Origin of the sequence: Micromonospora sp. C41 (assembly GCF_018070485.1) — a bacterium.
Lineage (GTDB): Bacteria > Actinomycetota > Actinomycetes > Mycobacteriales > Micromonosporaceae > Micromonospora > Micromonospora chalcea.
Map to the genome: position 1 here is coordinate 152132 of NZ_JAGPXP010000009.1, position 26363 is coordinate 178494.

General features: G+C 73.4%; 22 protein-coding genes and 1 pseudogene. 12 read left to right on the forward strand and 11 right to left on the reverse strand.

The features are described 5' to 3' along the window. Position 1 precedes the first annotated feature (1 nt). Together KBX43_RS12905 and KBX43_RS12910 are read right to left on the reverse strand one after the other, a co-directional pair. Complete coding sequence (locus KBX43_RS12905; protein ID WP_043326240.1) at positions 2 to 643, reverse strand: NAD(P)-dependent oxidoreductase; 642 nt, start codon at positions 641 to 643, stop codon at positions 2 to 4. Between the two features lie 54 nt (positions 644 to 697). Continuing rightward, positions 698 to 1930 (reverse strand): serine hydrolase, encoded by a 1233-nt coding sequence (locus KBX43_RS12910; protein WP_113971910.1) that lies wholly within the window; start codon positions 1928 to 1930, stop codon positions 698 to 700. A 56-nt stretch (positions 1931 to 1986) separates the two neighbouring features. Here KBX43_RS12910 and KBX43_RS12915 point away from each other — a divergent pair, with 56 nt between their 5' ends. The 5 genes from KBX43_RS12915 (at position 1987) to KBX43_RS12935 (ending at position 6483) form a co-directional block, all read left to right on the forward strand. Beyond that, complete coding sequence (locus KBX43_RS12915; protein ID WP_210884561.1) at positions 1987 to 2580, forward strand: pentapeptide repeat-containing protein; 594 nt, start codon at positions 1987 to 1989, stop codon at positions 2578 to 2580. Between the two features lie 43 nt (positions 2581 to 2623). Next, positions 2624 to 3076 (forward strand): pyridoxamine 5'-phosphate oxidase family protein, encoded by a 453-nt coding sequence (locus KBX43_RS12920; protein WP_210884565.1) that lies wholly within the window; start codon positions 2624 to 2626, stop codon positions 3074 to 3076. Between the two features lie 1097 nt (positions 3077 to 4173). Then, positions 4174 to 5052 carry a hypothetical protein gene (locus KBX43_RS31515; protein ID WP_247677355.1) on the forward strand — a complete coding sequence of 293 codons (879 nt, stop codon included), beginning with the start codon at positions 4174 to 4176 and terminating at the stop codon, positions 5050 to 5052. A gap of 125 nt (positions 5053 to 5177) precedes the next feature. Beyond that, complete coding sequence (locus tag KBX43_RS12930) at positions 5178 to 6083, forward strand: hypothetical protein (protein WP_307851517.1); 906 nt, start codon at positions 5178 to 5180, stop codon at positions 6081 to 6083. Between the two features lie 88 nt (positions 6084 to 6171). Continuing rightward, positions 6172 to 6483: a hypothetical protein gene (locus KBX43_RS12935; RefSeq protein ID WP_043326231.1), complete on the forward strand. Its 312-nt coding sequence runs from the start codon at positions 6172 to 6174 to the stop codon at positions 6481 to 6483. Positions 6484 to 6505: 22 nt separating this feature from the next. Here the strand turns inward: KBX43_RS12935 and dacB are convergent, their stop codons facing one another. Continuing rightward, positions 6506 to 8089 carry a D-alanyl-D-alanine carboxypeptidase/D-alanyl-D-alanine-endopeptidase gene (gene dacB / locus KBX43_RS12940; protein ID WP_210884577.1) on the reverse strand — a complete coding sequence of 528 codons (1584 nt, stop codon included), beginning with the start codon at positions 8087 to 8089 and terminating at the stop codon, positions 6506 to 6508. A 192-nt stretch (positions 8090 to 8281) separates the two neighbouring features. Between dacB and KBX43_RS12945 the strand changes: the two genes are divergently transcribed. Further along, a complete protein-coding gene (locus KBX43_RS12945; RefSeq protein WP_030501863.1) occupies positions 8282 to 8563 on the forward strand; it encodes an iron-sulfur cluster biosynthesis family protein in 282 nt (93 codons plus the stop codon). 1 nt (position 8564) lies between these two features. Here KBX43_RS12945 and KBX43_RS12950 read toward each other — a convergent pair whose 3' ends face one another. Next, a complete protein-coding gene (locus tag KBX43_RS12950; RefSeq protein WP_210884579.1) occupies positions 8565 to 9656 on the reverse strand; it encodes a hypothetical protein in 1092 nt (363 codons plus the stop codon). 209 nt (positions 9657 to 9865) lie between these two features. Here KBX43_RS12950 and KBX43_RS12955 point away from each other — a divergent pair, with 209 nt between their 5' ends. Both KBX43_RS12955 and KBX43_RS12960 read left to right on the forward strand, forming a co-directional pair. Next, entirely contained in the window at positions 9866 to 10270 is a 405-nt protein-coding gene (locus tag KBX43_RS12955; protein WP_043326228.1) for a hypothetical protein, read from the forward strand. Positions 10271 to 10520: 250 nt separating this feature from the next. Continuing rightward, positions 10521 to 10913: a cupin domain-containing protein gene (locus tag KBX43_RS12960; protein ID WP_013284343.1), complete on the forward strand. Its 393-nt coding sequence runs from the start codon at positions 10521 to 10523 to the stop codon at positions 10911 to 10913. Positions 10914 to 10961: 48 nt separating this feature from the next. Here the strand turns inward: KBX43_RS12960 and KBX43_RS12965 are convergent, their stop codons facing one another. Continuing rightward, the gene (locus tag KBX43_RS12965) at positions 10962 to 12143 is read right to left on the reverse strand and encodes a threonine synthase (RefSeq protein ID WP_064446915.1); all 1182 of its coding nucleotides are present in this window, start codon (positions 12141 to 12143) and stop codon (positions 10962 to 10964) included. Positions 12144 to 12151: 8 nt separating this feature from the next. Beyond that, positions 12152 to 13186, reverse strand: a complete 1035-nt coding sequence (locus KBX43_RS12970; RefSeq protein WP_104114476.1) for a DNA polymerase ligase N-terminal domain-containing protein — start codon at positions 13184 to 13186, stop codon at positions 12152 to 12154. 78 nt (positions 13187 to 13264) lie between these two features. Here KBX43_RS12970 and KBX43_RS12975 point away from each other — a divergent pair, with 78 nt between their 5' ends. Next, positions 13265 to 14047 (forward strand): aldo/keto reductase, encoded by a 783-nt coding sequence (locus KBX43_RS12975; RefSeq protein ID WP_210884580.1) that lies wholly within the window; start codon positions 13265 to 13267, stop codon positions 14045 to 14047. Between the two features lie 65 nt (positions 14048 to 14112). Here KBX43_RS12975 and KBX43_RS12980 read toward each other — a convergent pair. Beyond that, positions 14113 to 15246 (reverse strand): annotated as a pseudogene (locus KBX43_RS12980) (cellulose binding domain-containing protein); the annotation flags it as partial. Positions 15247 to 15575: 329 nt separating this feature from the next. Here KBX43_RS12980 and KBX43_RS12985 point away from each other — a divergent pair. Then, entirely contained in the window at positions 15576 to 16682 is a 1107-nt protein-coding gene (locus KBX43_RS12985) for an FAD-dependent monooxygenase (protein ID WP_210884581.1), read from the forward strand. Between the two features lie 127 nt (positions 16683 to 16809). Then, on the forward strand, positions 16810 to 18567 hold the full coding sequence (gene ctaD / locus KBX43_RS12990; protein ID WP_210884582.1) for a cytochrome c oxidase subunit I: 1758 nt from the start codon (positions 16810 to 16812) through the stop codon (positions 18565 to 18567). Between the two features lie 217 nt (positions 18568 to 18784). On the opposite strand, the gene KBX43_RS12995 is transcribed toward ctaD, so the two are convergent. The 4 genes from KBX43_RS12995 to KBX43_RS13010 are packed head-to-tail and all read right to left on the reverse strand — an operon-like array spanning position 18785 to position 24622. Continuing rightward, positions 18785 to 20014 carry an MFS transporter gene (locus tag KBX43_RS12995; protein WP_069087529.1) on the reverse strand — a complete coding sequence of 410 codons (1230 nt, stop codon included), beginning with the start codon at positions 20012 to 20014 and terminating at the stop codon, positions 18785 to 18787. 39 nt (positions 20015 to 20053) lie between these two features. Next, the gene (locus KBX43_RS13000; RefSeq protein ID WP_043326212.1) at positions 20054 to 20635 is read right to left on the reverse strand and encodes an isochorismatase family protein; all 582 of its coding nucleotides are present in this window, start codon (positions 20633 to 20635) and stop codon (positions 20054 to 20056) included. A gap of 11 nt (positions 20636 to 20646) precedes the next feature. Next, the gene (locus tag KBX43_RS13005; protein ID WP_210873613.1) at positions 20647 to 21933 is read right to left on the reverse strand and encodes a nicotinate phosphoribosyltransferase; all 1287 of its coding nucleotides are present in this window, start codon (positions 21931 to 21933) and stop codon (positions 20647 to 20649) included. Positions 21934 to 21949: 16 nt separating this feature from the next. Next, on the reverse strand, positions 21950 to 24622 hold the full coding sequence (locus tag KBX43_RS13010; protein ID WP_210884583.1) for a LuxR C-terminal-related transcriptional regulator: 2673 nt from the start codon (positions 24620 to 24622) through the stop codon (positions 21950 to 21952). Positions 24623 to 24814: 192 nt separating this feature from the next. Between KBX43_RS13010 and KBX43_RS13015 the strand changes: the two genes are divergently transcribed. Further along, positions 24815 to 26341: a hypothetical protein gene (locus KBX43_RS13015; RefSeq protein ID WP_064446922.1), complete on the forward strand. Its 1527-nt coding sequence runs from the start codon at positions 24815 to 24817 to the stop codon at positions 26339 to 26341. Positions 26342 to 26363 lie beyond the last annotated feature (22 nt).

A 26363-nucleotide genomic window follows, 5' to 3' on the forward strand; every position in this document is an offset into this window, starting at 1 on the left:
ATCAGTACGCGACCGTGAACCGGGCGTTGCCGAAGCGCGGATCCTCGATCTCGTCGACGATCGCCACCGCCAGGTCCTCGTAGGTGAGCACCGAACGGCCCTGCGCGTCGGTCACCGGGTGGTCGGTGCCGGTGCGGTAGTGCCCGGTCCGCTCGCCCGGGTGGAACTCCAGCGGCGGCGGGGAGACGTACGTCCAGGTCACCCCGTCGGCGCTGGACCTGTAGAACTCCAGCGCGTCGGCCTGACCGTGCGCCGAGTCCCGGTACTCCTCCGGGAAGTCCGGCTCGTCCAGATACCGGGTCCCCTTCGGCGTGAGCAGCGTCGAGCCACCGCCGACGTGGATCACCCGAGGTGGGTCCGGCAACTCACGCAGCGTGTCGACCAGCGTCCGCGCGGCGTCGCGCCACAGGGCCCGCTCGCCGCCGCCGATGGCCACCACCAGCACATCCGCGTCCTCGGCCAGTTCGCGTACGCTCCGCGCCGACGTGGCGTCGCCGGTCACCGTGCGTACGCCTGGGGGTAGGTAGCCGACCGCCTCCGGACGCCGCACCGCCGCTGTCACCCGGTGCCCCCGCTCGACCGCCTCCGCGGCGATCCGCGAGCCCGCCGTCCCGCCGGCGCCGAACACGACGATGTCGCTCATGCCTCACAGGCTAGGCAGCCTGCCGGCGGACGGCGGGAGTTCCGCCGAACCGGCTCAGTCGACGATCGCCGAGTAGACGAGCTGGCGCAACTGGCTGCGCAGCGGGTACGTGCTGGACGGCATCAACTGGGTGAACAGCAGCGCGGTGACCTCCTCCACCGGGTCCACCCAGAACGCGGTGCTGGCCAGGCCGCCCCAGTAGAACTCGCCGACGCTGCTCGGCACCCGCGACGGCACCGGGTCCAGCACGACCGCGAAGCCCAGCCCGAAGCCGATCCCGTCGAGGATCGTCTCGGCGAAGCCCTCCGGCGAGAACGAGGCCAGGTCCCGGTTGCCGGGCAGGTGGTTGCGGGTCATGAAGCGCACCGTGCGCGGCCCGAGCAGGCGCACCCCGTCCAGCTCGCCGCCACGCAGCAGGAACTGGGTGAACCGGTGGTAGTCGGCCGCCGTGGAGAGCAGCCCGCCGCCGCCGGAGTGCCACGTCGGCTCCGCCAGCGCGGCCCGGCCCACCCCGTCGGCGCGTACCGCCTGACCGGTCGCCGGGTGCGGGGCGTAGAGCGCGGCCAGGCGTTTCGCGTCCGCCGCGTCCACCCACCAGCGGGTGTCGGTCATGCCCAGCGGGCCCAGGATCCGCTCGGCGAAGAACGCGTCGAGCGACTGCCCGGAGATCACCTCGACCAGGCGGCCCAGGACGTCGGTGGAGACGCCGTAGTTCCAGCTCGTGCCCGGCTGGAACAGCAGCGGCAGCCGGGCCAGCCCGGCCGAGGCCGCCGCCAGGTCCGCGCCCGGCGGCACGCCCAGGTCGAAGCCCGCCGCCCGGTACAGGCCGTCGACCACCGACACCTGGGCGAAGCCGTACGTCAGGCCGGCGGTGTGGGTGAGCAGGTGCCAGATCCGGATCGGCTCGACCGCCGGCACCGTGTACGGCTTCAGCACCGAACCCCGGTCGTAGACCCGTACGTCGGCGAACTCCGGCAGCCAGCGGCTGACCGGGTCGTTCAGCTCGAGCCGGCCCTCCTCCCAGAGCATCATCGCGGCGACCGAGGTGATCGGCTTGGTCATCGAGTAGATGCGCCAGAGCGTGTCCGCCTCGACCGGCGTACCGGCCTCCCGGTCGCGCAGCCCGTACGTCGAGGAGTGGGCGATCTCGCCCCGGCGGGTGACGACGATCTGCCAGCCGGCGAGCCGGCCGTCGTCGACGTACCGGGCGAAGTGCTCGTCGATCCGCGCCAGCCGGGCGGGATCGAGGCCGACACGTCCGGGGTCGGTGCTCACGGTGACACTCACGACCGCGAACCTACCCGCAGGTATCGCGGCCGGGAAGTGTCACTACTGTCGGTGGCATGCCGGAGCCGGTCGAGGACGTCACCTACCGCCAGCAGGACTGGTACGCCGAGGAGCTGGGCGACAGGCACTTCGTACGGTGCGAGTTCTTCCACGTCGACCTGACCGAGGCGGTCAGCCGGGGCGCGGTCTTCACCGACTGCGTGTTCGGCAACGTGATGTTCAACGCCTCCCGGCACACCGACTCGGCGTTCACCAGGTGCTCGTTCAGCAAGTGCAACCTCTTCGAGGCCGAGTTCACCGGCTGCAAGCTGGTCGGTAGCACGTTCGACCGCTGCGACCTGCGCCCGCTGCGGGTCGACCGGGGCGACTGGTCCTTCGTCACGCTCGCCGGCGCCGACCTGCGCGGGGCACGGATCACCGACGTACGGATGCGGGAGGTCGACCTGACCGGTGCCGACCTCACCGGCGCGACGCTGACCGGCGTGGACCTCTCCGGCGCCCAGTTGCACGCCGCCAAGCTGATCCGGGCCGACCTGCGCGGCAGCGACCTGTCCGCGCTCGACCCGACGGCGGTGCAGCGTTCCGGCGCGCGGATCGACGCCGAGCAGGCGGTGATGCTGGCCCAGGCGCTCGGTTTCCAGGTCGGCTGAAAGCTGCCGCGGGTTGTCAGGTTTCCCGGCCAGAATCGGGCGCATGACATGGTGGTCCGATCTGGTGGCGGCCGAACCCGAGTTCGCGGCGCGGGTGCGCGCCCGCTTCGCGGTCCGCAAGCACGGCACGATGGCGACACTGCGGCGGGACGGCTCGCCGCGGATCAGCGGCACCGAGTTCGACTTCGGTGACGACGGGCAGCTGCGGCTGGGCAGCATGGCCGGCGCGGTCAAGGCGCTCGACCTGCGCCGCGATCCTCGGGTGGCGCTGCACAGCCCGACCGAGGACGCCCCGCCGGACGACCCGTCCACCTGGGACGGGGACGCGAAGATCGCCGGCCGGGCGCACGAGGAGCAGCCCGCCGAGGACGGCTCGCACAGCTTCCGGATCGAGCTGACCGAGGTGGTGCTCACCCGGATCGGCGACCCGCCCGACCACCTGCTGATCGAGAGCTGGCACCCCACCCGGGGCCTGCGCCGCCGCACCCGCCACTGACGCCACCCACCATCCCGCCCGCTCCCCACCCGCCCCGCTCCCCACCCCCCGCCCGCTCCCGTCGATCATGAAGTTAACGGCATTCCGCGCCCGAAATGTCCCCGCCAACCTCATGATCAACAGGTTGACGAGGGTGGGCGCGCCGGGCCGGGGGAGATCTTGGAAGGAAATGGCTCCTATGGGGACCTGAATCTTCCAAGATCTGGTCCGTGGGGCGGGTTGGCGGCGTGGGGTGCGTGGGAATTGCGAGGGCGGATGCCTTCTGCAAGATCGCGTTCTGTGTCATCCTCCCTACGGCGAGCCACGGGGCCGGGTCGCTCGCCGCCGGTGGCCGAGGAGGGTCGGTGGCTGAGGACGACATCGCGCGGACCGGAATCCGGGTCGGGGGTTGGCTGCCCGCGCCGGACGAATCGGCAGACGCGCCGGCGCGGCCCACCGGTCCACGCCGCCTGCCCGGGAACACCGACCCCGGCGTGTCCCGGCCGGTGACGCCCCCGGACGCCGAACGCTCACCTTCCGGCGCGGACGATCCGGTGCCGCCGGTCGACCTGGATCCGCCCGGTACCGCTGTCTGGCCGCCTCCGCGCGCCGGCGGACCGCCGGCTCTCGACCTTCCGGCCGCCGGCCCGCTCCCGGCGGACACGCCCGCCCCGGGCGCGCTTGCCCCGGGCCCGCTTGCCCCGGGCTCGATCGCCCCGGGCTCGCTCGCTCCGGGCTCGATCGCTCCGGGCTCGATCGCTCCGGGCTCGATCGCTTCGGGTCCGCTCGCTTCGGGTCCGCTCGCTTCGGGTCCGCTCAGCCCGGGTGCGCCTGCTCCGGGTCCGCCCGGCTCCGGCACGCCCGCTCCGGGTTCGCTCGGCCCGAGGCCACTCGTCTCCGGGGCGGCTGCTTCGGCCGGCCCCGAGTCCCGTCCGAACCCGCCCGGCGGTCGGGTTCCGCTGGTCGGGCCGGCGCCGATCGGACTGCACCTGTCCGCTCCGTCGCCGGTCCGGCCCGCTCCCGATCCGGCCGAACCCGGCCCGCCGCAGGTGGCCGAAACAGAAGCGAGACCGGGCCGGCACTCCGCCCGGGAGAGCATCCCGGCGCGCCTCGCCGATATGACCAGCGGGATCGGCCACCTGACCAACGGGATCGGCGACCTGGCCGGCCGGATCGGCGATCTGGCGGGCGGGATCGGCGTCCGGCTGCGCGACGCGGCGCGAACCAGGCTGACACTCGGCCCGACCCGGCCCCCGGCCGACGCCCCGGCCACCCGGGTCGCTGTGGCCCGGGCCCGTCGTCGGCGCCGGCGCGCCGTGCTGGCGGCGGTGACCGTGACCGGGCTGGTGGCGGCGCTGGCGTACGCGGGCCGGTCACCCGCGCCACCGTCGAACCGGGAGACGTCGCCCGTGGCGGCGCCGAGCGATCAGGCGCCGGCCGACCCGGTGTCACCCGGCGGGCCGCTGCTCGACGTGGACCTGGCGCCGCTGCCGGGGGCGTTGTCGCTCACCGCGCTCGGTACGCGGGACTGGCGGCACTGGGGCGGTACCGGCGCGGACAGCTTCCATCGCAAGGCGGGCGGCACCGGCGAGATCCAGGATCCGGGTGGCGAGCGGCTGGAGCACAACGCGGGCGCCTGTGATCTCGAGTGGACCGACGGTACGCCGACAGCGCGCCAGGAGGGCACCCGGGCGGGTGTCTTCCAGCGCGGCGCCGGGAAGAGCTTCACGCTCGGGGTGGCCGGGAGCGGGGACCTGCGCACGGTCCGGCTGTTCGTCGGCACGTTCTCGGCCGGCGCGCGGCTCGACCTGACGCTGTCCAGCGGCGGCGATCCCGTCGTCCGTGAGGTCGCCCTCGCCGCGGGCGACCGCTTCTACCAGTACGTCATCCGCTTCCGGGCGGCCCCGGGGGAGCGGCTGCTGATCAAATGGCAGGCCCTGACGGTCACCGGCGCGCAGAACGACGGGGTGGCCCTGCAGGCGGTCACGGTAAGCTGAGCGGCCGGTCTGGCGAGCGGCCGCCAGGTAACGAACTGGAAACGCCCGTCACTCGACATATGGCGCAAAGAGCCGTCCGGTGACACCGTGAAGCCCGTCGCGCACCAGTCGTATCCGGCGGTGTCGTGACCGAAGTGGAGGGTGTGGTGGGCCAGGAGGACCGTCCGCGTACCGGCCCCGGCTCGCATCGGCACGGCCTTCCGCGTACCCGCTCCGCGCTGCGGCGGCTGCGCCGTCGGCGTCGGCTGATGCTGGAAGGGCTGGCCGCGTTCCTCTGCCTGGCGGCACTGGCGCTCTACCTCGGCGTCGAGCGGCACGACGCGCCACGCGAGGAGCACGCCCGGCTGCCGGCCGCGCCGCCCGGCCGGGTCGGGCTGCCGAACGAGGCCGACGACACGGTGGCCAATCCGGGACTGCGTCCCCGGCAGCGGCCACCGTCGCCGAGCCCGACGCCGTCCACGCCGTCGCCGTCGCCGACGAGTGCGCTCCCGCCGACAGTCACCGTGACCCGCGCCGAGGTGCCCGCCACCGTCGACCTCACCGCCGTGGGCACCACCGACTGGGTCCACTGGGGGCTCACCGGCGCCGACCGGACGGTCCGCAAGCGGGGCGGCTCCGGCGAGATCCGCGACGAGGGCGGCCGGGGGCGGCGGCAGAGCTTCAGCAACAACCCCGAGGCGTACGCCTGGCGCGACGGCAACCCGGTCGCGTCGGCGAGCGGCACCATGTCCGGCGTGTACGCCTGCCACCGGGGCAGCGGGTTCAACCTGGCGGTGGTCGCCGACGGGCAGCAGCGCACGGTGCGTCTGTACGCCGGGCTCTGGATGGCCCGTGGCCGCCTCGACGTGCGTGTCTCCACCGGCGGACCGGTGACCACGCTCCGGATGGAAGACCCGCACACCGCGCTCACCACCGAGTTCACGATCAAGTTCCGCGCCCAGCGTGGCGCGCGGCTGCTGCTGAACTGGACGGTGGAGGAGTCGCTCGGCGACTGCGGCAACGTCAGCCTCCAGGCGGTGGCGCTGCGCTGAGCGGGGACAGTTTGTCCGTCGCGTACCCGGCACGGCGTCGTAGGTTTCCGTTGTTCCCGTCCGACCATCCCCTGTGGAGGCACGACCGATGACCGGCCCTGCTCCCGTCGTCCCCGCCCGCCCCCGCGCCGACGGTGACGTGCTGCGCGAGATCCCGATGCCGCCGTACGTGACGGTCGAGGACGTCCAGTTCGCGGTGCGCGCGGTGGTGGTGCACGCGCCGCGGACGTGGTCGGGCGGAACCATCTGCCGCAACGACGCCAGCCCGCACCCGTGCCGGCTGCACCGGTGGGGTCGCCGGGTGCTCACCCTGCGCGGGCTCCCACCGGCCGAGATCGACGCGCTCGTCGAGCGGGGTGACCCCGCCGCCGGCCCGCAGCCGCGCCGCCCCGGCGCCTAGCACCCGGGCGGTACGGCGCCGGTCAGCAGAGCGCCGGTTTGACCCAGGAGCACTCCCGTCCCTCCGGTACGCGCGGTGACTCCGGCGCGGCCGGCACGGTACGCCGGGCGGTGGCCGTCTCCCTCTCGGTGTACGCGGCCAGGGCGATCGCGATCTGATCCTCCAGCCCCTTCACCGACGAGGTCAGGTAGTTGTTCAGCACGATCGAGAACGCCAGCAGCCGGCCGTCCGCACTCGTGACGTAGCCGGAGAGCGCTGACGCGCCGGTCAGGCTGCCGGTCTTGGCGTGCACGTTGTTCGCGGCGGCGGTGCCGCTCATCCGGCTGCGCAGCGTCCCGCCGACGAGCCGGTTCGGGTTGCCGGCCACCGGCAGCGCGGCGTACCAGGTGTCGAACCAGGGTTCGGCGCGGACCGCCGAGAGCAGCGTGACGAACTGTCCCGGCGGGACGAGGTTGCGCCGGGACAGGCCGGAGCCGTCACGTTGGCGCAGCGTGCCGGTGTCCACCCCGGTGTCGCCCACGTACCCGCTGATCGCGGAGAGCCCGGCGGCCCAGGTGCCGGAGCCGGAGAGCTGCCGGCCGAGTTCCTTGGTGAGCACTTCGGCGTGGCCGTTGTTGGAGAGCTTGAGGAACGGCACCATGAGGTCGGTCAGCGGCATCGAGTCGTGCCGGGCCAGCGGCTTGGCCGTGTCCGGGGTGGCGGCGCCGAGCACGGTCCGCCCGAGCACCCGTACGCCGTGACGGCGCAGCGCGGACCGGAACACGTCGGCCGCGTACCCGGTCGGTTCCCAGACCGTCACCCAGTCGCTCTCGGTGGCCTGGCCGAGCGCGATCTGGCCGGTGACCACCACTGTGTTGCCGCCGTGCTCGCGTTCGAACGAGATGGTGCTCTCGCCCTCGGTCACCGTCTCGGCCCGGTTCTCGATGCGCAGCCAGCCGTTGTCCGGAGTCATGGTGATCTTCGGTCGGGCGCCCGCCCGCGTTCCCGGCGCGGCGTGGACGATCACCGTGCCGGCGTCGTAGTCGGTGTCCGGGGCCACGGTGAGCGCGGACACCTGGGCGGCGTAGTAGTAGGGCTCGTCGTCCCAGGTCCAGTCCGGGCCGAGCCGGTCGCGGTCGTACCGGGTGTCGTCGGCGACCAGGTTGCCCGCGACGACCCGTACGCCGGTCGCGGCGACCTGCGCGGCGAGCCGGTCGTAGTCGGCGGCGAGGATGGTGGGGTCGCCTCCGCCGCGCAGGTAGAGGTCGCCGGAGAGCATGCCGGCGTGGCGCGGCCCGTCGGCGCTCACGTCGGTGGTGAACCGGTGGCCCGGTCCGAGCAGTTCCATCGCCGCCGCGGAGGTGAACAGCTTGGTGTTGGAGGCCGGGATGAGCCGTCGCGTCCCGTTGCGGTCGTACAGCGTGCGGCCGGTGGTGGTGTCGACGACGACCACGCCCGCCTGCGCGCCGTCGAGCCGGCTGTCGGCGAGGACGGCGTCGATGGTGGCGTGCAGCCGGGTCTGCGCGGGGGTGGGCGCTTCGGCAGTGGCGGTGGTGGCGCCGGCGGTGGCCGCGGTGGCGACCAGCACCAGCACCGCGAGCGCCCGGGGGAATAGGCGACGATGCATGTGCCGATGCTGCCATGGAGATTTCCTGCGGGAAAGACTCCGGTGTGAAAGGTTATCGCCAGGAGACGTGGCGCGCACCGCGCCGTCTCTGCCCCCAGCCTAGGGATTCGCCGGGCCGAGGGAGGGAAAAGACCTGTACGTGGGCCTTGTCGCCCGCGCGAATCCCGACATCCAGCCATGAGGAGTTCAGCGATGCTGACCATGACCGACAACGCCGTCCTGGTGATCCGTGACCTCGCCGCCCAGCAGGACGTGGCCGACGCCGGTGGGCTGCGCATCGCCGCCGACACCGAGGCCGGTTCGCTCTCCATCGAACTGGTGCCGGAGCCGGTGCGGGGCGACCAGGTGGTGGACACCGAGGGGGCGCGCATCTTCCTCGACTCCGACGCCGCCGAACTGCTGAACGACACCTCGGTGGACGCGGTCGTCGACGACGAGGGCGTGGTGCAGTTCGGGTTCACCGAGAAGGAGTGAGTCAGCCGGCGCGGCGGGACTCCCCGCCGCGCGGCGAGCGGCCGGTACGCCCCCGTTCCGGGACGTCCGGGTCGGCCCACCACGCCCGGCCGCGCTGGTCCCGTTTCGGTCGGACCAGTGCGGCCAGCACCTGCGCCAGGTGGTGCGAGGTGCTCCACGCGATCCAGTTGGCCGGGGAGCCTGCGCCCGCGCCGCGCCGGGCCCGCCGGACGATCTCGTGGTCGCCCCAGGAGAAGCCGGCCCCGGCTGCCGGCCAGTGCGCGGCGGCGGTCACCGTGCGGCACAGGTCGGCGAAGCGCTCGTCGCCCCGCCCGCCGCGCCGCGACCAGCGGTAGACCCACCACGCGTCGTCGGTTGCCCAGCGCAGCGTGGGAACCCGGTCGACCGGCTCGTCCGCGCCGCGTACCGCGCAGCTCACGCCGTAGTCGCCGTACCCGAGGTCCAGGTCGGCCAGGCGCTGCCAGAGCGACCAGTCGTACCGGTCCAGCCGGACCGGCTCGTCCACCGGAAGCCGGGTCAGGGCCGGCGGCATCCCGCCGGCCGCCACCGTCACCGAGCGCCAGGCGTGCCGCCGGGCCCATTCCGCCGCGCGCCGCACCCGTGGCTCGGCCAGCCGGACGTCCGCGGTGCAGCACACGTCCTCCGCGTCGAGCAGCAGGTCGCACTGCTCCGGCATCAGGCCGGTCAGCCGCCACACCCGCTCCGCGGCGGCCGTCGCGGCGTCCGGCCCGCTTCGGTCCGGGCCGGTGCGCAACCGGACGACCGCGTGGTGCGCCCAGGCCCGTGCCGCCGCGCCGTGCGCGGCCAGCCGCCGGTCGCTGTCCGTCAGGCCGATGACCGGCGCCAGCGGTACGCCCCACCGGACCGGATCGTGTTCCGGGGTGTCCGGAAGCGCCGACACGTCGACGGCGGGCAGCAGCCCGTCCGGCAGTCGAGCCAGCGAGTCCTTGATGGACGGTGCGTCCGCCGCGACGTTGAGAACCGGTGCGAGCAGCGGGGTGGAGGCTCCGTCGAGATGGGACAGCGCCTCCAGCTCACCGCGCCGCGCGGCCAGCACCGGGCGGTAGACCGGGCCTCGGGGCGACTGCACCATACTTAAATGTAGCCAGCCGATCGCTCTGCGTCACGTCGTGAACGTTTTCGCAGGTCAGAGCCGTTCGCTGTCAATGATCGGACACCTCTCCGGCTGGTTGCCGGGCGGTGCGCCGACATAGCGTCGGAATCATCGAGGGTGACCGCCGACGATCGCCCGAACGCGCACGAACGCCTCCGGCCGGCGTACCGGCGGGAGAGAGGATCACCATGCCCAGCCGCAGAGGTAGGAGGGAAACCACCGGCCAGCCGATCCCGAGCATGCGGGAGGCCGCACGCGCCGACACCGAGATCAACTCGTGTTCGCCGGTCGGGCTGCCGGCCACCGCACGGATGCTGTTCGCCGTGGTCGACGCCGACGGAAAACTCGTCCGCGGCCTCGGCGCCACCTCGGCCACCCGGCTCGCCGCCGGGATGTACCAGGTCGCGTTCGACCAGGACGTGGCCGGAGCGGCGTACGTCGGATCGGTGGGCCCCGCGACGGCGAACGGGCTGGTCCCGCAGGGTGTCATCACCGTGGCGCCGCGCTCGGGTATCGCGAACGCCGTGTTCGTCGAGACGCACGGCACGAGCGGGCACGTGGACCGTCCGTTCCACCTGGCCGTGCTGGCCTGACCGGACGCGCAGACGAGCGCACGGCGCCGCACGACCTCCGGTCGTAACGTCGCCGCGCTCCGGCCGTCTCCCACCGCCGCAGCCGTACAGGCGGTACGCCAGCGGGGACTTGGCTCGACCGGCCCGTCCCGCACCGGTCTTGTCGGCAGCACATGCCCCTTCTCCGGGGATCCAAACCGGATCGGCGTGGGGAATTCCACCATCTGCGACTCCCGGCGTGGCGGGCGCGTGATCGGGGTATGAGCGGGCCATGGAGCATTTCACTATCGCGACAGTCGCCGAGAAGAGTCCCGACTTCCGCCGCGTGCTCTGGACCGGGGAGCACACCCAGCTGGTCATCATGACCATTCCGCCGGGCGGCGAGATCGGCGAGGAGGTCCACGAGGGCATCGACCAGATCCTCACGTTCGTCAGCGGCACCGGCGAGGCCCGGGTGGCCGGCGAGAAGAAGGAGGTCGTCTCCGGCGACCTCGTGGTCGTCCCGGCCGGCACGAAGCACAACTTCGTCAACACCGGGCCGAACCCGCTGGTGCTCTACACCGTCTACGGCCCGCCGGAGCACGCCGACGGCGCGGTGCACAAGACGAAGGAGGAGGCGGACGCCGCCGAGGAGGCCGGCGAGGACGAGCCGCCGACGTCCTGACGCCCGGTGCGCACGTGTTAAGCGGGGGCCCCTGCTATACCGGAGACGTTAAGAAGGGGCCCCTCCTTGCATCAGGCCGGGGTATTTCAGGCCGGCACCGGTGTTCAGCACCACCACGCGCTCGCCGGGACGGATCCAGCCACCGGCCCGCAGGTGCCGGGCGGCGGTCAGGCAGGCCGCGCCCTCCGGGCAGAGCAGCAGCCCCTCGCGGGCGGCGAAGTCGCGCAGGTCGGTGAGGATCTCCGCGTCGTCCACGGCGATCGCGGTGCCGGCGCTCTCCCGCAGCGCGGACAGGATCAGCTCGTCGCCGAGCGGGGCGGGCACGGTGATGCCGAACGCGACGGTGCGCGCGTCCTCCCACGGGGTGACGCGGTCCTCGCCGGCCGCGAACGCCCGCACGATCGGCGCGCATCCGGTGGACTGCACCGCTACCAGCCGGGGCAGCCGGTCCTCGACCCAGCCGAGCTCGCGCAGCTCGTGCAGCGCCTTGTGGATGCCGATCAGCCCGACGCCCCCGCCGGTCGGGTAGACGATCACGTCGGGCACCTGCCAGCCGAGCTGCTCGACGATCTCGTACCCCATGGTCTTCTTGCCTTCGAGGCGGTACGGCTCGCGCAGCGTGCCCGCGTCGAAGATCCGCCCGTCCGACCCGGCGATCAGCTCGGCGATGTCCCGGCCGGCGTCGTTGATCAGGCCGTCGATCAGCCGTAGGTCCGCGCCGGCGGCGAGGCACTCCTCCCGGCAGATGGTCGGCGCGGCCAACGGCATGGCGATCGTCGCGCCCATCCCGGCCCGCGCCGCGTACGTGGCCCAGGCCGCCCCGGCGTTGCCGTTCGTGGGCATCGCGATGTGCTCCACGCCCAGTTCCCGGGCCCGGCTCACGCCCACCGACGCGCCCCGCGCCTTGAACGACCCGGTCGGGGTCAGCCCCTCGTCCTTGACGAGCAGATCCGCGATGCCGATCTCGTGGCCGTACGCGGGCGCACGCCACATCGGCGTCCAGCCCTCGCCGAGCGTGGTGACGCACCGGGGATCGGCCACCGGCAGCAGCTCCCGGTAGCGCCACAGGTCGGCCGGGCGCAGCCCGAACTGCTCCGGGGCCACGGTGGCGGCCACCTCGGCGAGGTCGTAGCGCGCCAGCAGCGGTGAGCCGCAGCCGCACAGGTTCTGCAACACGTCGGCCGGATGGTCACGGCCGCAGCGCGGGCACTCCAGGTGCGTCAGGTGCACGGTGGTCCTCAGCTCGCGTCGATGCTCAGCCAGTGCCGGCTGCGCCGGCCCGGCTCGTACGGGGAGTCGAGGCGTTTCGCCACCACTCCCGGGAGCCCCTGCTCACGGGCGGCCCGCAGGGCGTCCGCACCGACTCCCGGGAACCACGGCGGAGTCTGCCAGTGCGGACCGGCGAGCGCCAGACCGTCGAGCAGGTCACGGCGTTGCGCGTACGGCACGTCCAGGCTCGGCACGCCCTCCAGCCAGAGCAGGTCGACGGCGAGGAACTGCCCGTCGCGCCGGGTCGGCGGCCGGACCCGCCCGGCCGGGTCGATCCGGACCAGCACTCCGTCGAGCACCGCCTCGGCCGGGGCCAGCGCCTCGGCCATCGCCCGCAGCCAGGGGTACGACCCGGTGACCTCGTCGTCGTCGCCGTCGAGCAGCCGCAGCCGGCCGCCCGAGACGTACGCCATCGCGCGCACGCCCGCCCAGCGCAGCTCGTACCCCCAGGCGTCGGCGTCGCGCGGCAGCCGCCCACCCTCGGCGGGCCGCATCGGGCGGACCAGGTCGGGCATCGGCGTCCAGCCCTCCGGCGCCGGGTCGGTGCGCCTGATCATCCAGTCCCGGCCCCGCCCGCCGGTGGCGAACAGCACGTACCGCCCCTTCGTGCGCTCGCCGTCGAGCACCACGATCACCTCGTCGTCGCGCCACTTCTCGGCCCGGTAGGTGCCGGTGTCGTGCACTGTCATCCGGCCGCCGCCGTACTCCCCGGCGGGAATCTCCCCGTGGAACGTCAGGTACTCCATCGGGTGGTCCTCGGTGTGCACGGCGAGGTGGTTGCGGCCCGGGTCGCGGGGCAGGCCGCGCGGCACCGCCCAGGAGGCGAGCACGCCGTCGTGCTCCAGCCGCAGGTCCCAGTGCAGGCTCCGGGCGTGGTGCTGCTGGATGACGAAGCGGGGCGCGCGCCGCGCGGACCGCTTCCGGCCGGGCGCCCGCTCGGGCACCGGTTCCGGGGTACGCGCGGCGTCCCGTTTGCGCCGGTACTCGTCCAGCCGGTCCGCCATCCCCGCATCCTCCCCCAGACGCGCCGTGCGCGCCGGGATGCCGGTGTGTGTGCGGCGAACCGGGGTAGAACGGGGGACATGGACAGCGACCAGCCCACCCTTCCGCTCGCCGGTGACGTCCGGATCCCGCTGCTCGGCTTCGGGACGTGGCAGGCCACCGGCGAGGCCGGTTTCCAGGCCGTGCTCGCCGCGCTGGACGCCGGCTACCGGCACATCGACACGGCCACCATGTACGGCAACGAGAAGGAGGTCGGGCGGGCGGTCAAGGAGAGCGGGCTGCGCCGCGAGGACGTCTTCATCACCACCAAGCTGCCGCCGGACCGGGTGGGCCGGGAGCGGGAGACCATCGAGGCGAGCCTGGCCGCCCTGGACACCGACTACGTGGACCTGTGGCTGGTGCACTGGCCGCCGTCCGCGCCCGGCGACAGCATCCCGGTGTGGCGGGAGATGCTCGCCGCGCGGGACGAGAACATGGCGCGCACGGTCGGGGTGAGCAACTACTCGATCGGGCAGATCGACGAGCTGATCCAGGCCACCGAGGAGACGCCGGCGGTCAACCAGATCCGCTGGAGCCCCTCGCTGTACGAGCGGCACACGCACGCCGCCCACCGGGACCGGGGTGTGGCGCTGGAGGGGTACAGCCCGTTCAAGACCAGCGACCTGTCCGACCCGGCGCTGGTCCGCATCGCCCAGGCGCACGACGTGTCGCCGGCCCAGGTGGTGCTGCGCTGGCACATCGACCACGAGATCGTGGTCATCCCGAAGTCGGTCACGCCGGAGCGGATTCGGGCCAACGTCGACGTGTTCGGGTTCTCGCTCACCGCCGAGGAGATGCGCGACATCGACGCGCTCGCCGGCTGAGGCGTACCCGGGGGAGGGGGCGCGGTCCGCGCCGGGCCGCGCCCCCCCCCCCTGTGGGGTGGTGAGCCCCCGGGGCAGGTGGAGCCGTTGAGCGTGAAGCTGCTCGGTGCCGAGTAGCTGCCGTTGAGCGTCGCCTGGTAGCCGAAGGTGGTCGACGCGCCGGGCGACAGGGTGCCGTTGTAGCCGGCGTCGCGAGCGGTCGCCGCGGAGCCGCTCTGGCTGACGGTGGCGTTCCACGCGTTGGTGACGGTCTGCCCGGAGGGCAGGTTGTAGTTGAGCGTCCAGCCGTTGATCGTGCCGGAGCCGGTGTTCTTGACCGTCACCTCGGCGGTGAAGCCGTTGTTCCACACGTTCGCCGCCTTGTAGGTGACGGTGCAGGACGCGCCGCCCGAGGGCGGGGGCGTGGTCGGCGCCGACGTGGTCGGCGGCGGGTTGGAGCCGCCGGTGTTGACGTTCTGCGAGAACGAGTTGACCGCCAGCCCGACGCCGCCCTGCCACGGCTCGAAGCCGGCCTGGATGCTGGTCAGGTACCAGTCGTTCGTGATCGCGCCCCGGTTGCGGGTGTCGTTGATGAACGCCAGCGCGTCGAAGCTGAAGCTGGGGATGGCCGACGGCGACAGGTACGAGATGACGTTGTTCGAGCCGTTGCTGCCGCGCCACACCTCCCAGGTCCGGCCCGCGATGTTGGCGGTGCCGACCGGGGAGCCGATGGGCTGGATCGAGCCCTGCCGGTTGAGCCAGATCATGATCTCCATCTGGTTCACGCCGTCCCGCTTCGGCGACGGGTCGAGCCAGATGTCGTACGAGGCGTTGAAGATCGCGCCGCTGACGTAGTTGTAGCTGATGCTGGACGGTGCGCTGCTGATGTTCTTCACCTGCACCGGCAGGTTCGTGCCGGGCGAGCAGTTGGTGTAGTGGCAGCCCACGAAGATCGACGGGTAGGCGACCGGCGCCCCGTTTGTCGGCGCGGAGCCGTCCGCCCGGGTGATCGAGAAGCCGGTCGAGGTGACGTTGATGCACTGCTGGGCGCTGGTGCCCCAGCGGTTGTTCTGCACCACGTACTTGCCGCCGATGGTGGTCGAGCCGTACTGCTCGCAGATCTGCGTGTCGGCGGAGGCGGTGCCGCCGAGCGCGACGGCGACGATGGTGCCGGCGGCCAGCAGGCCGGCTGCGGCGAGAGCCCTGAGTGGACGCTTCATGATGCTCCTTGGCTCGGCGCGGGGACGGCGCCGGTTCGGTCGGTGTTACGGACGGGAGCGCTCCCACGGTGCAGGGAATACATTTACATGTCTCGAATCATTGCGCAAATGCGCCGGGCTCGTTAACGCTCCGCGTACGGCCGGTGGTGCGACCGAGTGCCACGGCCGACCCCTTCCCCCAGATGGAGGCGGGATTCCTGCCGGTGGGACGGGGTGTGCCGCCGACCGGCGGTCCGTGCCAGGGCGAGCGGGCACTTCCGCCGCCTGGTTGCGGCGAGTAATGTCTTGCCTCCAACGCGTGCCGTTCCCCTCCGGAGGCGTAACCCACCATGGGTGGTTCACCCCTGCGCGTCCTCGTCGTCGGCGCGGGCATCGCCGGACTCGCCGTCGCCCGGGCGCTTCGCCTGGCGGGATTCCGGCCCGACGTCACCGAGCGGCTGCCACCCGTGGAGTCGACAGACACCGGCCTCTACCTGCCGGGCAACGCGGCCCGGGCGATGCGCCGGCTCGACCTCGACGGCCCGCTGCGCCCGCTCGGCCAGGTGATCCACCGGCAGCGCTTCCTCGACGCCGCCGGTGCGCCGCTGTGCGAGGTCGACCTCGACGCGCTCTGGACCGGAGTGGGGGAATGCCGGGCACTGCCCCGGGCCGAGCTGCACCGGGTGCTGCTCACCGGCGCCGGCGGCGCGGTCCGGCACGGCGCCGAGGTCAGCACCGTCGACCCGCTGCCCGGCGGCGTGGCGGTCGGCTTCACCGACGGCACCAGCGCGGAGTACGACCTGGTCGTCGGCGCGGACGGGCCACGCTCGGCGGTACGCACGCTCGCCGCGCTCGGCGGGCCGCCCCGCCCCGCCGGTCACGTGGTCTACCGGGCCCTCGTGCGCGGCGGCCCGCGGATCGCCGACTGGACCGCCCTGCTCGGCCAGCGGGCCGGGTTCCTGGTGGTGCCGCTCGGCGCCGGGCGGCTCTACTGCTACGCCGACGAGGCCGGCACCGACCTGCCCGCCGACCCGCTCGCCCGGCTGCGCGAGCTGTTCGGCTCGTACGGCGGCCCCGTCCCGGAGGTGCTGGACGCGCTGGAGACGGTGTGCGTCGAGCGCACCGAGGAGGTCGAGCTGGGGCGGTGGTTCCACGGCCGGGTGCTGCTCGTCGGTGACGCCGCTCACGCCACCGCGCCGACGCTCTCCCAGGGCGCGGCCATGGCGCTGGAGGACGCCGTCGTGCTCGCCGAGTCGCTGCGCGCCGCCGGCAGCGTCGACGCCGCGCTGCTGGCGTACGAGAGTCGCCGCCGCCCGCGTACCCGCTGGGTGCGGGACCGGACCCGGGACCGCAACCGCACCCGCGACGTGCCGCCGGCGCTGCGCGACCCGTTGCTGCGCGGACGCGGCGGACGGATCTTCCGGGAGCACTACCGGCTCCTGACCGGCCCGCTCTAGGCGGCCGGAGATCGTAGCCGCCCACCCCACGCGGCGGGGCCACCTACCGGGGACTATCCTCCTTGCGGATGACGGCTGCGCCGATGACCAGCGCGCCGAGCGGGACAACCAGAACCGGAGGCCACTCGTGACCACCGTCGCACCCAAGCCGGTCGTGACCCGGCCCTGGCCGGTCCGGGAGCCGGTCAAGGGGTCGGCCCTCGCGCGGCTGTTGCGCACCACGGACGCGAAGCAGATCGGGATCATGTACATGGTCACCGCGTTCGTGTTCTTCATGATCGGTGGCCTGATGGCCCTGATCATGCGTGCCGAACTGGCGCGGCCGGGCCTGCAGTTCCTGTCGCCCGAGCAGTACAACCAGCTCTTCACGATGCACGGCACGATCATGCTGCTGTTCTTCGCGACGCCGATCGTGTTCGCCTTCGCGAACTACGTGGTGCCGCTGCAGATCGGCGCGCCGGACGTGTCGTTCCCGCGGCTCAACGCCTTCGCGTACTGGCTCTACCTGTTCGGCGGCACGCTCGCCACGGCGGGCTTCATCGCCCCGGGCGGCGCGGCCGACTTCGGCTGGACCGCGTACACGCCGCTGAGCACCGCCGACCACGCCCCGGGCGTCGGCGCGAACATGTGGGTCGTCGGCCTGGCCATCTCCGGTCTGGGCACGATCCTCGGCGCGGTCAACCTGATCACCACGATCCTGACCCTGCGCGCGCCCGGCATGACCATGTTCCGGATGCCGATCTTCACCTGGAACATGCTGGTCACCAGCCTGCTGGCGATCCTGGTCTTCCCGCTGCTGGCCGCCGCGCTGTTCGCGCTCGCCGCGGACCGCCTGATGGGCGCCCACGTGTACGACCCGGCGACCGGCGGGCCGATGCTGTGGCAGCACCTGTTCTGGTTCTTCGGTCACCCCGAGGTGTACATCATCGCGCTGCCGTTCTTCGGCATCATCAGCGAGATCATCCCGGTGTTCTCCCGGAAGCCGATCTTCGGCTACAAGGGCCTGGTGGCCGCCACCATCGCCATCGCCGCGCTGTCGATGAGCGTCTGGGCGCACCACATGTTCGCCACCGGCCAGGTGCTGCTGCCGTTCTTCAGCTTCCTGAGCTACCTGATCGCGGTGCCCACCGGTATGAAGTTCTTCAACTGGATCGGCACCATGTGGCGGGGCCAGATCACCTTCGAGACGCCGATGCTGTTCTCGATCGGCTTCCTGGTGACCTTCCTCTTCGGTGGTCTCACCGGTGTGCTGCTGGCCAGCCCGCCGCTCGACTTCCACCTGCACGACTCGTACTTCGTGGTGGCGCACTTCCACTACGTGCTCTTCGGCACCATCGTGTTTGCCGTCTTCGCCGGCATCTACTTCTGGTTCCCGAAGATGTTCGGCCGGATGCTGGACGAGCGCCTCGGTAAGATCCACTTCTGGCTCACCATGCTCGGCTTCCACACCACGTTCCTGGTGCAGCACTGGCTGGGCAACGAGGGCATGCCGCGCCGGTACGCCGACTACCAGGCCATCGACGGCTTCACCACGCTGAACACGATCTCCACGATCGGCGCGTTCATCACCGGTATCTCGACGCTGCCCTTCATCTGGAACTGCTGGAAGTCGTACAAGACCGGCCCGGTCGTCGAGGTCGACGACCCGTGGGGCTACGGCAACTCGCTCGAGTGGGCCACCAGCTCCCCGCCGCCGCTGCGCAACTTCGACCGCATGCCGCGCATCCGCTCCGAGCGGCCGGCCTTCGACGCGAAGTTCCCCGAGCTGGCCGCCGGGCAGAGCCTGGCCGGCCCGCCCGAGGGTGGTGCCAAGCCGCTGACCAGCGAGGTCAACGGTGGCGCCAGCTACCAGGAGGACACCGCAGGCAACCTCGACCAGCGCTGAGTTTCGCGCCGTCACGTCGAGCCGGGCGCCGCACTCCCCAACGGGGGTGCGGCGCCCGCCCTTTTCCGCCCTTTCCCGTCCCCGCCCGCCTGCCCCGCGGCACCAGTTCGGGGAAGTGGCGGTGTCCAGGGCGCGTGGATCCAGCCACTTCCCCGTACTGGCCTCGCCCTCCGCCACGCGGGAGGACACGAACTCCTGATCCCGCCGGCCGAGGGGATTAGCGGGAGGCTAGGGCCAGGTCGGGGTCCGGGATCGGGGTGCGGCGGTGGCGCAGCTCGATCGGGAGCACCACCAGCGCCACCAGCGCCCCGATCGCGCCGGTGACCGCGAAGCCCCACGCGGGCGCGGAGGCGTCGATGACCGCGCCGGCCAGCGGCGCGCCGAGCGCGATGCCCACCGTCACGGCGGAGCCGTGCAGCCCCATCGCCACACCGCGTACGGAGGGCGGGGCCAGCCGGCTGACCGCGTCGGAGGTGGACGCGAGGGTGGGCGCGCAGAGCGCACCGGCCGGGATCAGCGCGAGACAGAGCAGCCACCAGTGCGATCCGCCCAGCCCGACCGGGATGGTGGCGAGGCTCAGCACCGCCACCAGCGCCAGCGGGGAGAACGAGCGGCGTACCGCGCCGTACGCGAAGCCACCCACCAGCGAGGCGACCGCCCAGGCGGCGAGCACGACGCCGGTCCAGCCGACCTCGCCGCCGGAGCGGAGCACGGCGACCACTGCGACGTCGGTGCCGCCGAGCACGAGGGTGGCGGCGAGGCTGACCGCCAGCACGGCGAGCAGGCGCGGGGTGAGCCACTCGCGGCGGTGCACCGGGCGCTGCGGCCCGGTCTGCTCGTCGGCGGCCCGCACCGGCGGGTTGAGCAGCCAGAAGCAGATGCCGGAGCCGACGATCCCGGCGCCGACCGCCCACAGCGTCAGGCGCGGCGTGACGGCGGTGGCCAGGGCGACGGCGAGCGCCGGGCCGACCATGAACGACAGCTCCATCGCCATCGAGTCCAGCGCGTACGCGGGGCGGCGCTTCTCGGCCGGCACGAGCGCGGCGATCGACTGGCGGATCATCGAGAAGATCGGCAGCGCGAGCAGCCCGGCGAGGAACGCGGCCGGCAGCAGCACCGGGTACGGCAGTGTGGGCGCGGCGGACCAGAACAGCGCCTCGGCGACGGTGGTGAGCACCAGCACCGGCCGCAGTCCCCGGCGGTCGATGAGCCGCCCGAGCAGCGGGGCGCCGACCGCCGCGCCGATGGTCGACGCGGCGCCGACCAGGCCGGCGGCGCCGTAGCCGCGGCCCAGGTCGAGCACCACGTAGAAGGTGAGCGTCACCCCGGTGGCGGTGAGCGGCACGCGGGCCAGCACCGACACCAGCAGCAACGATCGGACACCGGGTAGGGCGAGCGCCTCCCGGTAAGGCTTCAGGTTCACGACGGTCCGTACCTCCGGCGTCATCCTGGGGCCGGGGTACGACACCCGCAAGCGATTACCGGGTCAAGCGGTGGCGATCACAGGCTCGCCCACCATTGTCACCCCGGCGCCGTCGAGGGCCCGCAGCGCCACGTCGAGCGTGTCCGGCGCGACGGCGGCGGTCAGGTCGAGCAGCACAGTGGTCCGGAAACCCTCCCGGGCGGCGTCCAGCGCGGTCGCGCGCACGCAGTGGTCGGTGGCGATGCCGACCACGTCGACCCGGTCCACGTCGTGCCGGCGCAGCCAGTCGGCCAGGCACTCGCCGTCGGGCGCATGGCCTTCGAAACCGGAGTACGCGGCCGCGTGCTCGCCCTTGTGGAAGATCGCCTCCACCCGGTCGGTCGCCAGCTCGGGGTGGAACTCGGAGCCGGAGGTGCCGACCACGCAGTGCCGGGGCCAGGAGTCGACGTAGTCCGGCGGGTCGCCGAAGTGCGCGCCCGGGTCGATGTGGTAGTCCTTCGTCGCGACCACGTGGTCCCACCGGTCCGGCTCGGCGGCGAGCAGCCGGGAGATCCCGGCGGCCACTCCCGCCCCGCCGCCGACCGCGAGGGAGCCGCCCTCGCAGAAGTCGTTCTGCACGTCCACGATGATCAGGGCGTTCGCCATCGGGTTCCTCCTCAGCTCGCGGGTACGACGGTGACGGGGACGGCCGGGTCGCCGGCGGAGAGCTTGAGCCCCTCCCACGGGATGGAGATCAGGCACTGGCGCAGGTGGTCCCGCGACTCCTCCAGCGTGGGCAGTGTCTCCGGCTCGCCCGACACCACGTACGAGCGCTGGAGCAGCCGGTCGTTGGGCTGCCGGTCCGGCACGCCCTGCGGGACGATGACCTCCTCGGTGGCGGTCCCGGTCGGCTTGTGCCGGCGGACCGCGACCTTCCGGCCGCCGATGGTGGCCTTGTGCTCGGAGCGTTTGACCACCGGCCGCCCCTCCACCTCGACCAGCTTGTAGACCAGTCCGGCGGTGGGCGCGCCGGAGCCGGTCACCACGGCGGTGCCGGCGCCGTACATGTCCACCGGTTCGGCGGCGAGCGCGGCGATCGCGTACTCGTCGAGGTCACCGGAGACGATGATCTTCGTCTCGGTGGCGCCGAGCGAGTCGAGCAGCTCGCGGGACTGCTGGGCGATCACCGCGAGGTCGCCGGAGTCGATCCGGACCGCCCGCAGCTCCGGCCCGGCCACCGCGATCGCGTTGCGGATGCCCTGGGCGATGTCGTACGTGTCGACCAGCAGCGTGGTGTCCTTGCCCAGCGTGGCGACCTGGGACGCGAACGCGGCCCGCTCGTCGTCGTGCAGCAGTGTGAAGGCGTGCGCGGCGGTGCCCGCGGTGGGGATGCCGTAGCGCTGCCCGGCGGCCAGGTTGGAGGTGAACCGGAACCCGGCCAGGTACGCGGCCCGCGCCGCGGCGACGGCGGCCTCCTCGTGCGCGCGGCGGGAGCCCATCTCGATCAGCGCCCGCCCCCGTGCGGCGGTGACCATCCGGGCCGCGGCGGCGGCGACCGCGCAGTCGTGGTTGAGCACCGACAGCACGAGCGTCTCCAGCACCACGCACTCGGCGAACGTGCCGGACACGGTGAGGATCGGGGAGCCGGGGAAGAACAGCTCGCCCTCGGCGTAGCCGTCGATGTCGCCGGTGAAGCGGTAGTCGGCCAGCCACTGCGCGGCCCGGTCGTCCACCACACCGGTACGGCGCAGGAAGTCGATCTCGGCCGGTTCGAACCGGAAGTCGCGGATCATCTCGATCAACCGGCCGGTGCCGGCGACCACCCCGTACCGGCGCCCGGCCGGCAGCCGCCGGCTGAACACCTCGAAGACGCAGCTCCGGTCGGCCGTGCCGTCACGCAGCGCGGCGCTGACCATGGTCAGCTCGTAGTGGTCGGTCAGCAGCGCGGGGCGAAGGGTGCTCACCGCTCCAGCCTAGAGTTCAGTCCGGCTCCGTGCCGTCGTGCCCCGGCATCGACCGCAGCGCGGCCCGCAACTCGCCGCGCCCGGCGACGCCGAGCTTGCTGTAGACGCGCTGGAGGTGGTTCTCCACCGTTCGCGTGGACAGGAACAGCCGCTCCGCGATGGCCCGGCTGGTCACCCCGTCGGCGGCCAGGCGGGCGACCTCCCACTCCCGGTCGCTGAGCGTCGGGCGGAGCCGCCGCAGCGCCGGGGTGGAGATCTCGTCGCAGCGGCGCAGCAGGTCGGCGAGGCGTTCCCGGACCGGCCCGGTGGCGCCGGCGCGGGCGTTCCGCGTCCGGTGCAGCGCCATGGCGGTCGCCTCGGCGGCGTACACGGTCAGCTCGCGGTCGGCGAAACCGTCGGCGACGGCCAGCAGGGCGTCCGGGGCGCCGTCGGCGGCGGCCCGGCCGAACCGGGCGACGAGCGGCGGCAGCACGCCGTCGACCTGCTCGGAGAGCTCGGCCAGGCGTTGCGCCACGGTGCGCCGGCCGCCGTCGGTGCAGGTCGGGCCGACCGGCGCGGCGGCCTGGTCGAACCGGACCAGGTCGAGCAGGACGAGCAGCTCGTGCCCGGCCAGGCCGTCCTCGCGCAGCCGGTCGGCGAGCGCGCACAGGTGCTTGGTGGCCGCCGGCAGGTCACCCGTCGCGGCCTGGACCGCGCCCCGGGCCTGCTCCAGCCAGGGATAGAGCACGGCCATGCCGGGGGCGTGCGTCCGGTCCGCCTCGGCCATCGCGTCGGCCGCGTGCGTCACGTCCCCGCGCAGCGCGGCGGCCTGGGCGCGCTCGGCGTGCGCCAGCCCGGCGTACACGCGGCTGGTGGCGAGCACCGCGCACGCCTCCAGGCTGGTCCGCAGCGCCTCGTCGCCGCGCCCGCGCAGCCGCGCCGCGTACGCCTGGAGGATGGCCAGGTAGCCGGTGCCGAGCCGGAAGTCTCCGGCCCCGGCCAGGTCGGCGAACTCGTCGGCGACTATCGCGTCGATGCCGGGCAGGTCGCCGGAGAGCGTCAGCCGGGTGCCCCGGGCCAGCTCCATGGCGAGCTGGAGGTAGGGCATGTCGGCCCGCCAGCACGCCGCCTCGGCCTGGACCCGGGCGATCGCGGTGGCGCTGCGCTGATACTGCCCCTGCGCGGCCTGGAGGTGGGCCAGCGTGCAGCGGGCCAGCTCCCGGGCGGCCATCGGGGCGGCCGGGCGGTCGAGCACCTCCTGGGCCAGCCGTACCGCGACGTCGACGTCGAGCCGGTGCAGTCGCATGATGGCCTCGAACGCGCGTACGCGAGTCCGGTCGGCGGGGTCGCGCAGCTCCTCGCCGCGCGCGGCGATCTCCTCCACCGTGGACTCCCGGTTGAGTCCCCAGTAGCTGACCATGCCCCGGACCGTCAGCCACCGGCTGCGCCGGCGGTCGTCGTGGATCTCCCCGGCGACCTGGTCGAGCACGCTGATCGCCTCGTCCGGCCGGTCGCCGAACATCAGGATGGTGGCCAGCAGTTCGGCCGCGTCGGTGCCGCCGCCGGCCTCCAGCGCGGCGCGGGCCAGCCGGGTGGCCAGCGGCACGTCGTACCGGCCGAACGCCTGGACCGCCGCGTCGAGCAGCAGGGCGACGTCCTGCGCCGTGCCCGAGTCGAGCCGCCACACCGCGACCCGCAGCAGGTCGTCGCGGCGGCGCGTGCCGACCTGCTCCAGCAGCCCGGCGAGGGTGGCCTGGAGTCGGCGGGTGCGGCTGACCGGGCAGTGCCGGCGCATCACCTCGCCGTAGAGCGGGTGCGCCAGGCGGACGTTGAGCCGCCGGTCGTCGTGGATCAGGGTGATGAGCCCGCGCTCCTCGGCCGTCTCCACGTCCGCCGGGTCGACCGCCCGTTCCAGCAGTTGCAGGCCCAGCGGCTCGCCGAAGGCGACCAGCTCGACCACCGCCCGGACGCCGGGGGTGAGCTGCCCGATCCGGGTGTCGATCAGGTCGGTGAGGCTGGGCGCCAGCTCCAGCCGCCCGGTCCAGGTCCAGATCCCGTACGTGCGGCGCAGCTCGTCGTCGGCGGCCAGGACCAGCTCGCGCAGCAGCAGCGGGTTGCCGGCGCAGAGCTGGAAGAGCCGGTCGGAGGAGCCGGCGTCGACCGGTCCACCCAGGATGGCGGCGAGCAGACCGGTGGTCTCGCTGCGGCCGAGCGGGCCCAGTTCGACCAGTTCGACCAGGTCGTCGGTCCAGAGCGCGCGGATCGGCAGCGGGATCTGCTCGCCGTTGCGCAGCGTCCCGATGACTGTGGCGTTCTCGGAGCGGGCGACCAGGTGCACAAGCGCGGCCGAGGGTGGGTCGAGCAGGTGCGCGTCGTCGATGGCGAGGACGATGGGCCGGCCGGCGGCCTGTTCCTGCAGCACGTCGACGGCCCAGCGCAGGATTCCGGCGGGGGAGAGCCCCTGCGGCTGGGTGGCGGGCAGCACCTGGACGAGCCCGCCGAAGGGGAGCGCGGCGGTGGTGGCGCTGGCCGCGATGGACCAGATCGCGTACCGCTCGGGGGAGAGCTCGGAGACGCCCTCGCGCAGCAGCCGGCTCTTGCCGACCCCGGCGTCGCCGCTGAAGAGCAACCCGCGCCCTCCAGGTCGGCCGATCGTCGACAACAGACGGTTGAGTTCATCCCTACGGCCGACGAACTCCCACCTACTCATCGGAGCAGCATATCGACCGTGTTCCGTCCGCGTGCGGGCCGTTACGCAGTGAAGTTGAGTAATCTGGCCGTTACCCATGAGTATCGGAGGTGTTCGTTGTCGGATGGCCGACAGCCGTACTCTTCCGACAGCCCCTGCAACCAGGGAAAAGCCGCGACCGGCACCCCGGTCGCCTGACCGGGAGGCCACCTGATGACGCCGGGTCCACTCCCCTCGGTCGACGTGCCCGACCCGCGCCGTCAGGCCGGCCCGCCCGGGTGCGCCCCGCTGCCGACCCGGCTCGGGGCGGCCACGCCCGGACCGGACGATCCGATGGCCGTGGTCGTCGCCGGCCCGGCCGGCGCCGGCCGGCGCGAGGTGATCGCCGGCCTGCTCGGGATCGACTCCGCGACGCTCGCCGTGCCCGCGGGAAGCAACCTGCTGGTCCAGCACGCCGAGAAGGCGACCCGCGCCGCGTACGTCCCGGGCTACCGCCAGCCGCACGCCTACGGCGCCGACCCGATGGCGACCGGCCCGGCGCTGGCCCGGCCGCCACGCCGGGTCGAGCTGAGCCTGCCCGACCCGCTGCTGCGGCACTTCGCCGTGGTCGACACGCCGGACACCGGCACGCTCGGCGTGGCCGGCGGCCGGGTGCTGCGCGACGCCGTCGGCCGGGCCGGCGCGCTGCTCTTCGTGATCTCCGCCGACCAGGCGTTCAGCGCGGCCGAGCTGCACCTGCTCGCCGAGATGGCGCGCGCCCGGGTCGAGGTGTTCTTCGCGGTCACCCCCGGCACGACCGGCTGGACCGCGTCGGCCGACGGCCCGGCGGCGGAGGCCACCGGTCCGTCCGCCCGCCGGCTCGACCCGGTGTCGGTCTCCATCGAGGCGCACCGCGCGGCGCTGCTGGCCGCGGTGCCGGCGCTCACCCCGGCCCGGTGGTTCCCGGCCCGCCGGGCCGAGCTGCCGCACCTGCGGCGTGCGCTGGTCGGCTGGGCCGCCGACGAGGGACTGCGCCGCGGCAGCGCAAGCCCGCCGGTGCCGCCCGGCGCGCACGGCCGGGTGCCGGTGCTGGCCGGCGTCGAGCCCGGCGAGCTGGCCGACCGGATCGACAGGGGGTCACGAGCCTGCGCCCGCCGGATTCGTCAGCACCTCGCCCTGGAGTTGGCGAACATCCACCTGCGGGTGGTGCAGGAGATCGTCTTCGGGGTCGGCTGCGCCGGCCTGCCGCAGATGCTCGACCGCGAACTGGAGGCGCTGTCGCTGCTCGCCACCGCGCAGTGCGACGAGGCCGTCCGCGGTCTCGTCGACGCCGCCGCCGCCCGGGTCTTCGGCGCGCCGCTGGCAGAGGGCGTACGCGGGCGGATCGCGCACGCGGTGCGCTGTAGCCTGGCCGACCATCCGGACGGCCGGGAGCTGGACCGGGTCCTCCTGGTCACCAGCACGGCCGGGGTCGCCGCGCTGACCGGCGAAGGCGCTCTCGACGCCCTGGCCGGGCTGCCCGGCGGGCAGCGGGACGAGATGCTCCCGCCCGTCGGCGTCGCCCTCAACGGCGGCTGCTGGCAGCACTGGCGGGCGACCGACAACAACGACCCGAACGCCGCCCGGTCCTGGGCCCAGCGCGCGCTGCGCGAGGTCGAACTCGAACTGTCCCGCGAGGTGTCCCGCCGCTTCGAGGTGATCCGTCTCTCGCTGACCGGGGTGCTCGCCGATGCTGTCGACCACGGCATCCTGCTTGCCTGACCACGGCGCGGGCACACCGCGA

Excerpts from the sequence above, each read along its gene's own strand:
- KBX43_RS12905 (WP_043326240.1), bottom strand. The coding sequence starts at position 643 with ATGAGCGACATCGTCGTGTTCGGCGCCGGCGGGACGGCGGGCTCGCGG.
- KBX43_RS13015 (WP_064446922.1), top strand. The coding sequence starts at position 24,815 with ATGACGCCGGGTCCACTCCCCTCGGTCGACGTGCCCGACCCGCGCCGT.
- KBX43_RS12960 (WP_013284343.1), top strand. The coding sequence starts at position 10,521 with ATGGAGCATTTCACTATCGCGACAGTCGCCGAGAAGAGTCCCGACTTC.
- KBX43_RS31515 (WP_247677355.1), top strand. The coding sequence starts at position 4,174 with ATGACCAGCGGGATCGGCCACCTGACCAACGGGATCGGCGACCTGGCC.
- dacB (WP_210884577.1), bottom strand. The coding sequence starts at position 8,089 with ATGCATCGTCGCCTATTCCCCCGGGCGCTCGCGGTGCTGGTGCTGGTC.
- KBX43_RS12945 (WP_030501863.1), top strand. The coding sequence starts at position 8,282 with ATGCTGACCATGACCGACAACGCCGTCCTGGTGATCCGTGACCTCGCC.
- KBX43_RS12935 (WP_043326231.1), top strand. The coding sequence starts at position 6,172 with ATGACCGGCCCTGCTCCCGTCGTCCCCGCCCGCCCCCGCGCCGACGGT.
- KBX43_RS12955 (WP_043326228.1), top strand. The coding sequence starts at position 9,866 with ATGCCCAGCCGCAGAGGTAGGAGGGAAACCACCGGCCAGCCGATCCCG.
- KBX43_RS12915 (WP_210884561.1), top strand. The coding sequence starts at position 1,987 with ATGCCGGAGCCGGTCGAGGACGTCACCTACCGCCAGCAGGACTGGTAC.
- KBX43_RS13010 (WP_210884583.1), bottom strand. The coding sequence starts at position 24,622 with ATGAGTAGGTGGGAGTTCGTCGGCCGTAGGGATGAACTCAACCGTCTG.
- KBX43_RS12920 (WP_210884565.1), top strand. The coding sequence starts at position 2,624 with ATGACATGGTGGTCCGATCTGGTGGCGGCCGAACCCGAGTTCGCGGCG.
- KBX43_RS12995 (WP_069087529.1), bottom strand. The coding sequence starts at position 20,014 with ATGACGCCGGAGGTACGGACCGTCGTGAACCTGAAGCCTTACCGGGAG.
- KBX43_RS12985 (WP_210884581.1), top strand. The coding sequence starts at position 15,576 with ATGGGTGGTTCACCCCTGCGCGTCCTCGTCGTCGGCGCGGGCATCGCC.
- KBX43_RS13000 (WP_043326212.1), bottom strand. The coding sequence starts at position 20,635 with ATGGCGAACGCCCTGATCATCGTGGACGTGCAGAACGACTTCTGCGAG.
- KBX43_RS12970 (WP_104114476.1), bottom strand. The coding sequence starts at position 13,186 with ATGGCGGACCGGCTGGACGAGTACCGGCGCAAACGGGACGCCGCGCGT.
- KBX43_RS12950 (WP_210884579.1), bottom strand. The coding sequence starts at position 9,656 with ATGGTGCAGTCGCCCCGAGGCCCGGTCTACCGCCCGGTGCTGGCCGCG.
- KBX43_RS12975 (WP_210884580.1), top strand. The coding sequence starts at position 13,265 with ATGGACAGCGACCAGCCCACCCTTCCGCTCGCCGGTGACGTCCGGATC.